Here is a 14907-nt window from a genome sequence, read left to right as displayed (position 1 = left end):
ATTTTTACGGAAAACCTATTCACCATTGCCAACTTGCTCAAAACCCATGTTTATGCTTGATCTGCCTAAAATCAATACCATGATTGGAATTGACTGTGGCCTAAAAAGGACCGGGGTATGTCTGGGAAATGCTTTAACCAAAACAACCTCTCCGTTAACGACCATTAGGCATACGGACAAAAATCGGTTCCTTGATCAGCTTGATTGTTTAATCAAGATTTGGCAGCCTCAGCTGATAGTTGTTGGCTGTCCCTCCTCTAACACAAGGATGGCTGACCACTGTCGATCGATTGCTGTCGACATAGAAATGAGGTGCAAAATTAAATGTCTTATTCACGAAGAAGATTTATCTTCGTGGGAAGCAGAATCTTACCTGAAACAACGAATAAAAATAAACAAAAACAACAAATTCATCGTTGATATGGTTTCGGCACAGATAATATTACAATCTTTTATCAATGAACACCTAGGATAACCACACCCATGAAATACGAACTCATAGTTTCATTCCACATTATTGCGGTCATAGCATGGATGTCATCTCTATTTTACTTGCCGAGGCTATTCCTGTACCACAGTACCACAACAGATGACATAGGACATAATCGCTTCATCCTGATGGAAAGAAGATTACATAACATTATTTCCCTGCCAAGCATGATAGCCACCTGGGTCTTCGGACTGTACGCTGCTTGGATTGGAAATTGGTGGCCTTACCATTGGTTTCATACAAAAATGTTGCTGGTACTATTGCTGAGCGGCTATCACGGGTTGTGTGTCATCTTCATGCACAGATTTCGTCGCAAGGAAAATAAACATTCGGAGCGTTTCTACCGCATATTCAACGAAATACCAACCCTCCTTCTTGTTGCCATAGTTATTTTGGTTAAATTAAAACCTGCTATCTAGCCGTTATCTGGTATATGATCTTGTATTAATTGATTACATAACCGCGCATTATTGAGTTACGGAGGTAAATCGATATGTCAAAAAAACATCCATCAAGTAAAGCTAGGGCCGGATTCACACTTCTTGAGTTACTTGTTGTCATAGTAATCATTGGTCTGCTAGCTGCTTACGTTGGGCCGCGGTATTTTTCTCAATTGGAAAAATCTAAGCGTGAAACAACTAAAGCCCAACTGCAAGCGTTTGGAGAAGCATTAGATGCCTATAGAATAGATAACGGAACCTACCCCTCTACAGAAGAAGGTTTAGACGCCCTGGAAAAAAATGTTGCAAATTTAAAAACATGGTCTGGCCCTTATCTTAAAAAGGCCATTCCTTCAGACCCCTGGGGAAACAGATATATTTATGAAAGAACATCAGATGAAGACTTCAACCTGTATTCCACAGGAGGTAAGGCAACCAATAGTGACCAAAACACTAATCGCGCAATATATTATCAGTAGGACAAATGCAACCATTCATCATAAAATTCAAACTTGGATCTTCAATCAACACTAGCACAGTTCTTGCCTCCTCCGAATATGAGGCAGTTTTACATGCCCAAAGGAAAGGACTAACGGTTCTCTCCATTGCCTCCCCAAAGGAACAAAACTCATCGAAAAAAATGACAAAAAACTTTGATGTCGGTCTCTTCTGTGAGGAATTGCTAACTCTAATAGATGCCGGGTTGACACTAAAAGAGGGATTGCAAACGCTTTGTCTTAAAGAAAAATCATCCTATAATAAACGTATAATACAGGACATAGTAGAAGATTTATCTCAGGGGGCAACTCTATCCGCTGCTTTGCAAAAAAAACCCTATATTTTTTCCGGTATCCTAATCGCTTCAGTTAGAGCTACAGAAAAAACAGGAAACCTTAATGAAACTCTCATGAAGTATATTGATTACAGAAACAACGTAGATGAAATTTTAACAAAGATCAAATCAGCCAGCATATATCCATTAACAATTTTATCAATAGGTTCTGTGGTTATTCTCTTCTTGTTAAGCTACGTCATACCTAAATTTGCTGTGCTCATTAATGAAGGATCTGCCCAAGTATCTGGGGCATCAATAGTGGTAGTAACGATAGGAACTTTTGTACATAATCACTGGATCATCGTCAATAGCTGCATAGCTGCTATTGTTTTGTTCATTTTAGCTATCATACAAAACTCTTCATTTAGAAAGAGATTGCTTACCCGCATAATGAGCATCAGATTCATAGATGAAAAATTTACGATATACAGGCGTGCTGGATTTTCCCGGGCACTTGCCATGCTTTTAGAATCAGGCGTCGATTTGCCACAATCCCTGCGGCTATCAAACGATATTCTCTGTCACGAAGAAAAAGACAAGCTTTTTCTCGTCATAGAAGAGGTAGAACAGGGAAATACGCTATCATCGTCTCTAGAAAAGCACAATCTAAGCGATCAAATTACATCTTCACTTATCTCAATTGGAGAAAAATCCGGATCCTTGCCAAAAATGTTGCTCAAATCTGCAATATTTAACGAAAAATATTTCTCACGTTGGATCGACAGAGCAACCAAAATTGCCGAACCAATCATAATGAGCGTACTGGGTGTTATGGTAGGGGGTATACTTATCTTAATGTACATGCCAATATTAGATTTGGCAGGATCAATAACATAGCTCTTATGAACAAGATGATCATAGATCTTGACGAACTCATGAATTTGTCAAAATTAGACTGGGAGTCTATCAATTCCCAGTACACCAGCAAAGATGCTAATGAATTTGCGTATAATATAGGCAATCTTTTTGGATATAAAGTAATAGTCTTTAATGACATAAAAACCGGTGAACCAGATTTTGAAAAAATTCCCTTTTCTCAATGCTGCTCAAAAGGATGCATACCTCAAAAAGCACCAGAAAAGAGATTGATTTTGTTCAATCCTTTCGACAGAGAATTAATTAACTGGGTGCACTACTACCTTCCTGATTATTCAATTTTGATTGCTTCAGAAACCGACCTGAGATCCTACTTACACTGGTGCGAAAGCGAATTACGTATACTAACAGACATAGTATCAGACTCGCCACACGCAACAGATCAGGACAGCTACGTAGTCAATTTATCACTGTCCTCGGTAACAGAAGACCAAAACTTAACAGTAAGAACACTAAATTCCACTCTTTATGATGCCTTATCTTTATCTGCTAGTGATATCCACCTAGAGTCTAATGAAAGCGGCATGACAATTAGGTTCCGCATCGATGGATCACTAATACAAGTAGGTTTTTTAGAAAACTTAGAAATTTCTCGACAAATGATTGCTCGTGTCAAAATTTTATCCAATCTTGATACAACTGAGCAAAGAATACCACAGGACGGAAGATTACGCGCTTGTGTTAAGGGTGAAAACGTTGATTTCAGGGTATCAATAATGCCCAACCATTTTGGTGAAGATGCTGTGCTACGAATACTAGACAAGCGTGGATTTAAATCAAACCAATCTGGAATATCTTTAAAAAGTTTGGGGCTAGAAACAGAGATCATAGACATAATTAATATACTTGGATCAAGACCATATGGGATGTTTTTAGTTACAGGACCTACTGGTTCCGGAAAAACAACCACTCTATATGCTTCATTAACGGAAATAGCCAATAGCGAACAAAAAATCATCACGATTGAAGACCCCGTCGAGTACAGATTAAAAGGTGTGTTGCAAATACCAGTAAACGAGAAAAAGGGACTAACATTTGCCAAAGGGCTAAGATCTATACTTCGACATGATCCTGACATAATAATGGTAGGAGAGATACGAGATCAAGAGACTGCTCAAATTGCAATTCAAGCTGCACTTACAGGGCATCTTGTCCTAACAACGGTCCATGCCAATAATATTTTTGATGTATTAAGTCGCCTTCTTCACATGGGCATAGATAGCTACAGTCTAGCAACAGCACTAAACGGCATGATAGGACAAAGACTGGTGAAACATCTTTGTCCTCAGTGTAAGCAATTATATATACCCGAAGAAACTGAATTAGAACAAATTGGATTATCAATAAATGACATATCGTGCCCTTTATACAAAAGCATCGGCTGTAATCAATGCCGAGGGTCTGGATACAAAGGACGATATGCACTAGCAGAGGGAATTATTTTAAACGATCACATTAGAGATCTAATTATAAACCGAGCTTCTATTTCTGAGCTCAAATTAGCTGCTAAAGAAAACAAATTTCTGAGTGTAAGAGACATGGCAATAAAAGCCCTCAATTCTGGAAATACAACTATCAAAGAGATTAGCCGTGTCTTCTGATATAATGACTATTTATATTTCATCTAGAATGGCGCATGTACTAGGAACTGACAGATATGTTATTTATGAGAAAGATAACCAAGGGTTAGCACAACTACTAGCTGAACTCATAGATGAAAGATCTGAATCTACACGTCAAGTAGACATTATCATTGGAGCTGATCTATCAGAGCAAGTTTTCATTCCGTGGGTATCATCAGTTGAAAAAAACACTTTCAAACTAATTCCGCAATGGTGTGATAGTTTTTACCTGTCTCAAAAGAGGAAGCTTACCAGTTACCAAAAAAAGATCCGCACTCCAAATTACAAAGAGCCGATAGAGAGTATATTCTTCTACGATGCTGAAAAAGAGCTATCACAGATCTTGGCCGATAAAAATTTTTACATTAAAAATATATATTTATCTTGGCTAAGTATATGTCACGTCAAGGAACAACATCTATCCGTCATAGTAGAACAAGACACCTTGACCTCTGTTTTCTGGAAAAATGGCGATATTGTGGAAACATATCAAGAAAAAATATCAACGCCTATATCAACTGATGGCATAGCATGGTTTATTAGGAGGTCATTCTTACAAATACAGACCAAACTAGTAGTTGAGTCTATCCACATCTCATACTACCAGCATAATTACCTACTCAGCCCAGAAACAGCAACCCCCAATACATTTACTCACGAAATAAATTCCTTGTCGCAAAAAAACATACCTCCTCATTACAGAATATATAACACAAAACAAGCCAAAAGACGAATGATAACATTCATGATTGCAATAAGCATACTTGCGCTGTCTCTTTTATATCCTTACGCGCTCAGAACCTACTTTCTTTTAGTAAACACCCAAATTGCCGACTCAGCTCCAGACATGAGAGAACAAACAAATACAGAAAAAGAAATCATGACATGGAGAACGAGGTCAAAATTCGATTTGCTATCCATATATGAAAAGATAAACCCTAAAAATGATTTACAGATTTTCATTGAAAAATTAAGCATACACAACCCTGGGTTCTACCATATAGAGGGAACAACATCATCTATAGATAATCTGAATTTGTATATGAATCAACTTCAATATCAATTTCCTCAACTGAAAGTTAAATTGGACAAATACTCATTGGAGAGCTCACGCCAATTTGCAATAAGCATAGGAAAACGGAATGAGTAACTTCTCAAAAAACTACCTTATGTGGCTAATAGGACTAAAGGGGCAAAGATGGTCTGAAAGCACCCTGGTAACAGTAGTAATTTTATTGCTATCCGTAGGAATTATACTTGCCTCTTCTGTCTATTTTAGCGTACATGAAGAAAAGGCGGTATTTACCACAAAACCCCTCAACAGAAAAATCGGCATTAGAAACCATTTCTTCCGTGATTTTATACGTACCAAAGACGAAAATGACCTTATAAATAAGATTCTCCTTGCCTATACCCACATAGATGTCAAAAAATTGTCAAACTCAAATAGTTACCAAACAGGTCACAACCGACTATATGCCACAACTGAGGCAAGTATATACTTTGAAACATCGGCAGAAAATGCGCAAAAAATTGCTGCCACCATACTTAACATTTCCCCCTTAATCATTCTTAATACAATCTACTTCAGCAAGTCTAGTAATCGTTTTGACGACAATCCGCAGATCAATGTCAAAATGGATTTAACGCTCATTACAAACAGATCATTTAAAGTATGAAAAAAGTTGTATTACTAGTTATTATAACTGTAGCAATCGTTTATTTTGTATATGATCATAATATTAAATCAGTAAGTAGTACTATAAGCAAAAAGGAGAAATATCCTGTGGTTCAAAAGAGAAAAGAACCCTCTGTTACTTCAACATGGTCTAACAATCTCAATATTTTTTCCAATCATACCAAAAATGTTCAACGTGTAGAAAAAGACACGAATCATCTTCAAGACAATGTTGTTAAGAACGAGATCCCCTACAAGTACATAGGAAAAATGACGTACGATAACACGCAGTATGTTTTTCTTGAGTATAACGATCAAACAATAGTTGCAAAAAAAGGAAAGGTTCTTCCTGGAAATTACAGGTACGATTACTTAGACAAAAATAAGATTATGTTTACAGATATGGGTAATCAATCAAAACACGAAATAATTGTCGGAGCCGAACCGTGAAAAAATCAGCAGCTAGAAATTTTTTGCCACTGCTTCTACCTCTGCTAACTTATGGATGTGTAACTAATAGCGCAAATAACAATCACTTACATGAAGAAAATACAATATCTCTTTCAAGGAATCAAGACAATAACATACTGGTACTTAAAAAATTAATAGATAAAAATCCCGACAATAATGAACTTAGAGAAATATACTGGGACAAAATAGACCGGTTTGCCAAACGATCTACGCAAGAGACATTTCAACTCATAAAAACCAAACAATACGACAAGGCAAAAATTAAAATTGAGGAAATAAAAAAAATATACCCTGCCTATCCTCAATTATCAAACATTGTGCAATTTCTTAAATTATCTAAAGACAATGATCAAACCCGTAGCTACGGAATAAAACTTTTTAATTCCCAACAATATGAACAAGCTTATGAAATTTTCTATCAATTACTATACAACTCACCTGATGATGACCAAACTAGGATGTGGCTAGAAAAAACACAAAGCATTCTTTTTGATCGTGGCAATAAAGAAGTCAATCTTGCTAAAAAACTTGAAAAAAAAATAAGCGTAGATTACCAAAGCATCCCTTTGAAAACTATACTTAAAACATTATCTGACATAACCAACATCAACTTTTTCTTCGACCAAGATGCACGGCTAAATGATAACGTAACTGTTATTTCTAAAGATAACTCTATCAAAGATACGCTTTCTATTATCTGTCTTTCCCATAATCTAAGAATGAAAATATTGAATGAAAATTCAATTATTTTCTTTCCCGATTTACCAAATAAAATCAGAAAATATGAAACTCTAGCTGTCAGAGTTTTTCACATAACAAAAGGAAACATAACTAAGATAGCTGAAAATATTCGCACCATTCTACATGTCAGGGACATTAGCATAGATGATAAAACAGGATACCTCATCGTTCGAGCAACCCCAGACACCATTGGTGCAGTAGAACATCTCATATCAATAGAAGATCAGGAAACCCCAGAGGTAGAATTAGACCTAGAAGTACTAGAAGTAGCTCACAGTGATGCACATGCTCTAGGAATTGAATGGCCAAGTAATCTTTCTTTTTCAGTCATATCAACAGGAACTACAGCCGCAACAACCCTTGATAAACTTCTTGATCTAGGAAAAGGCGATATTTTAGTTAATGGATTAACCGGATCTATAGCTGCAAAAGAGTCCTTTAGTCATTCAAGTTTGCTTGCAGATCCAAGAATTAGAGTTAGAGATAACGAGAAAGCAGAGATACAAATAGGTGAGAAATTGCCATTAAAAAATTCCACGACAACCTCAACTGGAATAGTATCTGATTCCATTAGCTATGTCGATGTTGGACTCAAGCTGAACGTTCAGCCTAAAATATCATTTGATCAGAAAGTAACTATCAATTTGAAATTAGAAGTTAGTAGTATGATTTCAAAACAAGACTTAGGTAATGGATTAATAGGCTACGATATCGGAACTAGAAACGTGTCAACAACCTTGCAGCTAATGAATAACGAAACTCAAATTTTAGGTGGTTTGCTGAGAAATTCAAACTCTCGTGACAACTCAGGACTACCGGGAATAAGCAAGATACCGTTACTCGGATATCTTTTTGGGAAAAAATCGTACAATACGGAACAAAACGAAATCATTCTGGCTATCACACCACATATAATACATCCAGTAAGGACCATGGACAAACGAGATCAAAATTTCTTTTCTGGAACAGAGGAGCATGTACAACTAAAGTCACCTAAATACAATATCTCCCCGTTATCATCAACGCAAACACCTTCCAGAGAAGATACTAAGTCTAGGTCACTACCACCTGCGAAGAATGAGCACAATTCGCTGACAATGACATCATATGACCACACAGACCCTGTTCATACTAACAATGACTTTATTCTCTCTCCTTACAACCATACATCTCCACTTAATAAAACATGTTCTGTCGACTACCACATTTCCGACAGCAGCAAAATTGTTCTCAAAAGAACCATCAACAACAGTAATATTTGGGATCTAATGCTAGTAAACATTGCTAATAATACCAAGGGGTTATTGATAAATATAAAACTTGACAGAAAGAAATCTAATTTCGTTAAACTTTTACCTGGATCCTTAGCTATACTGAAAGAACCTACAATTAAAAATAACAAAGATACCCTACGAATTAATATTTCTTCTATAGATGGATTTTATTTCCCTCGCTCTGGATTAGCTGCTCAAATAGAGTTTGATAATGCCATCTGCAATTCCGACATAAAAATAGACGAAGCGACTGTAAATGGCCAAGAATAGGAGTGGATTTACTCTAGTGGAGGCAATTATCACTGCCCTCATACTTGGAGTTATGGCAAGCATGGTCATGGCTCAAAAAGAAAATTCATCAAAAAGAGCGAAGGAACATGAATTGCGTCAGTCATTAAAACAAATTCGTCAAGCAATAGATGACTATAGGGATGCAGTTAACAAAAAAATAATTATTCAGGATGCTACACAAGCACCATACCCCCCATCCCTAAGCACTCTGGTAAAAGGAGTAAAATCATCTGATGGGAAAAAAATATATTTCTTACGTCGAATCCCAAGGGATCCTTTCAGTAACAATGCGCTAGAAGCAGCGGAAGAAACCTGGAACATCCGCTCATACACCTCTCCACCAGGTGATTTTTCTCAAGGAAATGATGTTTATGATGTTTCTTCTAAAAGCGATAATATAGGACTAAATGGCATACCGTATAAAGATTGGTAAGATGAAAAAAGGATTTACATTTATAGAACTGATCGCAGTCATGGTTATAATTTCGCTGCTGGTATCAATTGCCGTTCCTAGATACCACTACGCCATAGAACGGGCCAAAATCAGTACACTTAAGCAAGACCTATTTATTTTACGAAAGGTAATAGATGAATACTACTCTGACAAGGGTTTTTATCCAAAAAGCCTGGAATCCTTGCAAGAAGAAAGCTATATTCGATCCATACCCATAGATCCAACCACTAAGGATAGGCTATGGGAAGAAATAAGAGACGATAACGATATTAACTCTGGCATTAAAGATGTTAGGAGTCGTGCTCAAGGAAAATCATATGAAGGAATTTCATACGCCGACTATTAAAAGGGGAACTATATACATCTTTCTACTAATTGCCATAACTATAATAGCAATCATATCTGAATCTATATATAGAGTTACATCCCAACGGATAAAAAGAGAAAAGGAAATGGAATTATTATTCATCGGCAAACAATTCCGCAAAGGATTGAAAGAATATTACGAATGGAATGGATTACATCAGTACCCATCTTCTTTAGAAGACTTAGTACTAGACAGCCGTCCTCTTAGTCCCATCAGTCACTGGAGAAAATTATACTACGACCCTTTTACTAGAAGCCAGGACTGGGGAGAGATAAGAAAAAACAATCGCATTGTAGGTATTTACTCTAAAAGCACACAAAAACCCTTAAAACAGGATAATTTTTCTGCTGAAAATTCATCCTTTAGTCACTCATCATCCTATAGAAATTGGAAATTTACCTACCTAAGCACTCAAACTACAACAGAATGGCGCTAAAAAAATAATAAAATAAAAGTCACTATTTATTTTGTGCTTTTTAAGAATTTCAACAATGATCAAGATACCCTAGTCGAGGTGTTCAACCTAAAATAAAAATAAAATGAAAATTTCTGATCTTCTTGATTTCATGGTTCGTAACAATGCATCGGACTTGCATATTTCATCCGGTGATATGCCAATTCTTAGAATAAATGGCGACATCAAAAGAATAAATGTAGATAGGTTGAGTAGTGAGGAAGCAACCAAGATAATTTACGACACCATGAGCGAAAAACTTAGAAGAAAATTTGAGGAAACCCTTGAACTTGACTTTGCCTATGAAGTAGAGGGCATAGGAAGATTCCGCGTCAATGTTTTTATGCAAAAAAGAGGAATTTCAGCTGTTTTCAGAAGCATATCAACGGAAATTAAAAGCCTTTCGGATCTTAATGCACCCGAGGTGCTTAAAAAAATAGCTCTTACTGAAAATGGACTAGTACTAGTAACTGGACCAACCGGATCAGGAAAATCAACTACGCTAGCAGCCATGATTGATTACATAAATACTAATCGTCCTTCCCACATTTTAACCATTGAGGATCCAATTGAATTCGTTCACCCACATAAAAAATCTCTCATTTCCCAAAGAGAACTCGAAACTCATACTTTTTCCTTCAACAACGCGTTAAAAGCAGCCCTTAGGGAAAATCCTGATGTTATATTGGTTGGTGAGTTACGGGACATTGAAACAATTCGCCTTGCCATGACTGCAGCTGAAACGGGTCACCTAGTTATGGGAACCCTTCATACTGTCTCAGCTGCAAAAACCATCGATCGTATAATAGATATTTTTCCTGCAGAAGAAAAATCCGTAACACGAACTATACTATCTGAATCCATAAAAGCGGTAATTTCACAAAAGCTTATTAAGAATAAGGCCATGTCCGGAATGGTATCAGCTCAGGAAATACTTATAGGAACCTCAGCAGTTAAGAACCTTATTCGCGAGAGCAAAGTATCCCAAATAATTGGAGCGATGCAAGTTGGACAACAGTATGGCATGCAAACTATGGATCAAGCTATTGATAGTCTTATGGAATCCGGAGTAATCTCCCAACAATCGCTAAGCGAGAGCTAACTATTATGAAAAAAAAGTTCGCGATCATAGATAGTGCAACAAAACCATCTAGACAGAAAATAATATTTGATTATCTAATTAGTAAAACTGATCTGGATATCTTAGTAGAAAATATAAGTTGCGAGAAAAAGGATTTCTCTGATTTAATCGGCTCCCTAAGGGGGGATAATTTTTGTGGTGCTTTAGTTTCTATGCCATTCAAAGATGATGCTTTCCTATTGGCTGATTTTTCAACTGAGCGTGCCACTTCGTGCAAAATGGCCAACACATTGCTCTTTTCTTCTGGTAGAATCTACGGTGACAACACCTATGGCTATAGCATCGTTTCAGACATTGAAAATAACATAGGTATTACTTTTGCTGGAAAGAAATTGCTTATAATATCTAGCAATAACAACATATTTTCAGCCATAATCCATGAAATGAAAAAAGTAGCCTTCGAAAACATTTACCTGGCAAGTCGATCACCGGAGAAAGTATCAAAGTTACTAGAGGAAAATAATCAGCAGTCCTCAAGCATCTTTTCAAAACATATTGATGATATAGAAAACGCCTTTGACATTATAATAAATACAACCAACGTGATTTTCTCAGAAAAGAATAGCCCCTTCGTATCAAAACCATGGACAAAAGAATCTCTAGTTTATGACATAAATTTTTCCGATAAGATTCCCAATTATTTTTTAGAAGCAGCAAAAAACGAACAAGCAACAACTAGTGATGGATTTGGGTCATGCATTGAACAAGCCGCAGAAGCTATTTCCATTTGGGTTGGCACAAAAATAAAGAGAGAGACCATAACTGAATTAAGAAACTCGATAAGTAGTGCATCCTACTACCCGGGCAGTACCCTAGATATCAAAATATATGTTGACAAACATCAAGCACAACGATCGCTTTAGGAATCACAAATTTATTTATTGGCAACTAATTAATAGTACTTTAAGTGTAATTATCTGTATTTGTATTAATTTTTCTGCCAAGGCTGTACCCTTGTACCCATATCAGGACAATAACAACTCAGCATACGAGTATTCGAAATACCACCCATCAAGCGACCAGTTACTAACCTCTATTCAAGCTAAAGCATATATTATTTTTGATCAAACTCTTGACAAAATATTAGCCTTCAGAAATAAAGATCTCGTACTGCCAATTGCATCGCTTACAAAACTTATGACGGCTATTGTCGTACTAGATAGCAAAGAAAACTTGAATAAAAAAATAAAAATAACACGGGACGATTACGATAACATCCGCCACTCTAAATCTCACGTAGAAAAAAACACCATCATGACTAAAAAAACTGCGCTCATGTTGTCTTTAATGGCATCTGATAACAGAACTGCCCATGCCCTAGCACGATCTTCGAAAATAGGGTACAAAAAATTTATAACAGCCATGAATCAAAAATCTTTATCACTAGGCCTAAGCAAAACTCACTACAAAGATCCAGCCGGATCCCAAACATATAACGTCTCAACAGCTGAAGAATTAGTAAGAATCGTTAAGGAAGCAGAACGCTATGGCATGATTAGGAGTCTTTCCACAACACCAGGCGCAAAAATACCAATACGTAATCATAGTCATTTTTTCGCCAACACAAACTACTTAGTCAAAACCCATACCTGGCCTTTTTTTATATCCAAGACCGGCTTCATAAATGAATCTGGAAAGTGCCTTGCATTTTCATCATTAGTAAAAGGACACCACGTCACATTCATAATTTTAGGGTCGCCGTCCACCTATTCTCGAGTACACGACGCCCAAAAGGCCCACAAGTGGGCGGAAGATAACATCCAACTTTACTCTTATGGAACTTCAGATAAATAAGGTTGAAAATTCACCACAGAAGGAACATCTTTCATCAGTGATTTAATCTTAACTGATCTTTTTTTATGATGAAACTTTTTGCTCAAAATAAGTTTGTAAATGCAGGCATTAGTTAGTACCTTTTTCACATACTGCCTTGTTTCAGAAAAAGGAATAGTTTCAACATAGATCGTAGCAGGTAATAACGCATCATGATCACGCCACAAATCAGCCCTTCCTGGTCCAGCATTATAAGCAGCAGCAGCTAAAATAAGTGACTTAGAGAAAGCACGATAAACCCACTGAAGATAAGCAGATCCCAATACTATATTAACAGCCGGATCGACAATTTCACTTTTAAATTTTTTCTCAAACAAATGAAATTTCCTCGATACAACAGAAGCTGTATGTGGCATAAGCTGCATCAATCCTGAAGCACCAACACCAGACGTTATTTTCTCCATAAATCTGCTTTCTTGTCTAGCCACACCATAAATCCAAGAGGGATCCAGCTGAAATCTTTTGGCCGTAGAAACTACTGTGCTCAAATAAGGCAATGGATATTGCAACAAAAATCCTCTATAAGAACTAACCTTGCTAGCAGTATAGATGCATCGATCCAACATACCGAGGTCTTGGGCAAAATGAGCGGCTGCCAATAAATGTTTATCAGATAAAAACCGTGTTCCCCAATTCCACTCCTTCATTGCCAAAAAAAAATATCCTGCCCTATACAAGAGAATAGCTCTTTTTAAAGAAACATTATTTCGCAATCTATCGTATGCTTTTTTATCGTAGGATTCCTCTTCGTTAGTAGGCAAAGAAATATCTTGATGAAGTTCCTCTCTAGCCAAAAATGAATAATAATCGTAGCGATCAGCAATGCTTTTCCATAGCGCTTCAGCCTCTTTTTTATGTCCCAAAGACATTAATCCATAGGCCTTCCAGTATACCCAAGTCTCACTTTTTGCCAAATAAGATGGCATATTATTCACTATCTTTAACAGCTGTTTCCAATCCCGTTTACGTAGAGCCGTACGAGCCAACCACTCCTGTAAGTATGGCAACAAATTTTTCTGTAAAACAACCTGTTTTAGCCAAAACATAGAATCATTACGGTGCTGGCGAGAAGATTGATAACTCAATTGAGAAATTACATAATTACTCTGAGATGGTGTAAACGCGGTACGTAATAAGAATTTGTCTTTTAAGTACACTGCTTGGTTAAATTTCTTCCTAGACAAATAACTCAAAGCCATAAGTATCCATTCTTTTTCTGCTCGAGAATATTCTCCCATTTCTGACAACATTTGGATCAAGAAAGTACCAGGAAAGCTGCGAATTTTTTTTATCTGATCAACAGAAAGTGTTATACCTAGAACTGTGCTGAGGAAATTACTTAACAATTCAACATTACCCTCCTCAAATAGAATATGAGCCTGAGTCCAAGCATCATCTAAGCGGATAGAATTGGTACCCAAAAAAACATTAACGAAATAGTAGCACTCTTTATCCAACTCACTAGAAACAATTTTTTCCTTTATCGGCAATATGAAATTAGAATAGGACGCCTTTCCTGACCTAACCTTCCATTCCCAATAAACACAATGAGCACCAAATGATGGTGACCGAAGTCGCTTGTAGTAAGAGCCCATTTTGCTATCATATGCTCCTCGTCGATACAGTTCCTTTAACCACAAATCAATAAGATCCTGAGTTAAAAAATCTTTATGATAAGACTGAATGAAAGAATCAACATCACTTGATACGACCGCAGATATGTTACTAGATATCAACCAAAATAAAGGGTAAATTCTCAACTCGCTATTTTTGAGATCAGCAAAATCTTTTTCAAGAAGATATTTTTTTTTAACGTAATTACCAATGTAATTGCTGTGCATATAGGCTCTACGTATCAATTTAATTTGATAGTTATCGTATTTAGTAACACTATGTGCAGCATGCAGCACTGACGGCAAAAATAGAAACATTACAATCAA

The 14907-nt window shown here is 36.6% G+C and carries 16 protein-coding genes; 15 read left to right on the top strand and 1 reads right to left on the bottom strand.

The features are described from left to right. Positions 1-46 precede the first annotated feature (46 nt). The 15 genes from ruvX (at position 47) to Arg41_RS02085 (ending at position 12928) form a co-directional block, all read left to right on the top strand. The gene (gene ruvX, locus Arg41_RS02155) at positions 47-475 is read left to right on the top strand and encodes a Holliday junction resolvase RuvX (protein WP_092342065.1); all 429 of its coding nucleotides are present in this window, start codon (positions 47-49) and stop codon (positions 473-475) included. An 8-nt stretch (positions 476-483) separates the two neighbouring features. After that, positions 484-909: a CopD family protein gene (locus Arg41_RS02150; RefSeq protein ID WP_092342067.1), complete on the top strand. Its 426-nt coding sequence runs from the start codon at positions 484-486 to the stop codon at positions 907-909. Between the two features lie 74 nt (positions 910-983). Beyond that, positions 984-1409: a type II secretion system major pseudopilin GspG gene (gene gspG, locus Arg41_RS02145; protein WP_092342069.1), complete on the top strand. Its 426-nt coding sequence runs from the start codon at positions 984-986 to the stop codon at positions 1407-1409. Positions 1410-1414: 5 nt separating this feature from the next. Further along, positions 1415-2602, top strand: a complete 1188-nt coding sequence (locus Arg41_RS02140; protein WP_092342071.1) for a type II secretion system F family protein — start codon at positions 1415-1417, stop codon at positions 2600-2602. Between the two features lie 14 nt (positions 2603-2616). Beyond that, entirely contained in the window at positions 2617-4242 is a 1626-nt protein-coding gene (locus tag Arg41_RS02135; RefSeq protein WP_157722236.1) for a GspE/PulE family protein, read from the top strand. Continuing rightward, on the top strand, positions 4232-5413 hold the full coding sequence (locus Arg41_RS02130; protein ID WP_092342074.1) for a hypothetical protein: 1182 nt from the start codon (positions 4232-4234) through the stop codon (positions 5411-5413). Before Arg41_RS02135 ends, Arg41_RS02130 begins: the two co-directional genes overlap by 11 nt. Continuing rightward, a complete protein-coding gene (locus Arg41_RS02125; RefSeq protein WP_092342076.1) occupies positions 5406-5942 on the top strand; it encodes a hypothetical protein in 537 nt (178 codons plus the stop codon). Before Arg41_RS02130 ends, Arg41_RS02125 begins: the two co-directional genes overlap by 8 nt. Positions 5943-6049: 107 nt before the next feature. Beyond that, entirely contained in the window at positions 6050-6391 is a 342-nt protein-coding gene (locus tag Arg41_RS02120; RefSeq protein ID WP_139057340.1) for a hypothetical protein, read from the top strand. After that, a complete protein-coding gene (locus tag Arg41_RS02115; RefSeq protein WP_092342080.1) occupies positions 6388-8697 on the top strand; it encodes a secretin GspD/PilQ domain-containing protein in 2310 nt (769 codons plus the stop codon). Before Arg41_RS02120 ends, Arg41_RS02115 begins: the two co-directional genes overlap by 4 nt. Continuing rightward, entirely contained in the window at positions 8684-9151 is a 468-nt protein-coding gene (locus tag Arg41_RS02110) for a type II secretion system protein (RefSeq protein WP_092342082.1), read from the top strand. The genes Arg41_RS02115 and Arg41_RS02110 overlap by 14 nt, the downstream gene beginning before the upstream one ends. Further along, positions 9126-9518, top strand: a complete 393-nt coding sequence (locus tag Arg41_RS02105; protein WP_092342084.1) for a type II secretion system protein — start codon at positions 9126-9128, stop codon at positions 9516-9518. The genes Arg41_RS02110 and Arg41_RS02105 overlap by 26 nt, the downstream gene beginning before the upstream one ends. Next, positions 9490-9975: a hypothetical protein gene (locus tag Arg41_RS02100; protein WP_092342086.1), complete on the top strand. Its 486-nt coding sequence runs from the start codon at positions 9490-9492 to the stop codon at positions 9973-9975. Before Arg41_RS02105 ends, Arg41_RS02100 begins: the two co-directional genes overlap by 29 nt. Before the next feature lie 103 nt (positions 9976-10078). Beyond that, positions 10079-11095 carry a type IV pilus twitching motility protein PilT gene (locus tag Arg41_RS02095; RefSeq protein ID WP_092342089.1) on the top strand — a complete coding sequence of 339 codons (1017 nt, stop codon included), beginning with the start codon at positions 10079-10081 and terminating at the stop codon, positions 11093-11095. Between the two features lie 5 nt (positions 11096-11100). Beyond that, on the top strand, positions 11101-11997 hold the full coding sequence (locus tag Arg41_RS02090; protein WP_092342091.1) for a shikimate dehydrogenase family protein: 897 nt from the start codon (positions 11101-11103) through the stop codon (positions 11995-11997). Between the two features lie 91 nt (positions 11998-12088). Next, entirely contained in the window at positions 12089-12928 is an 840-nt protein-coding gene (locus tag Arg41_RS02085) for a serine hydrolase family protein (RefSeq protein WP_157722234.1), read from the top strand. On the opposite strand, the gene Arg41_RS02080 is transcribed toward Arg41_RS02085, so the two are convergent. After that, positions 12907-14808, bottom strand: coding sequence for a lytic transglycosylase domain-containing protein (locus tag Arg41_RS02080; RefSeq protein ID WP_157722233.1), 1902 nt, complete (start codon positions 14806-14808; stop codon positions 12907-12909). The two genes, Arg41_RS02085 and Arg41_RS02080, sit on opposite strands and share 22 nt — an antisense overlap. Between the last annotated feature and the right edge of the window lie 99 nt (positions 14809-14907).

This window comes from Candidatus Ichthyocystis hellenicum (assembly GCF_001460935.1).
In the GTDB taxonomy this organism is placed as follows: Bacteria; Pseudomonadota; Gammaproteobacteria; order Burkholderiales; family 2013Ark19i; genus Ichthyocystis; species Ichthyocystis hellenicum.
Note: the sequence above shows the minus strand (reverse complement) of the source record. Positions and strands in the feature narration are given on the sequence as shown.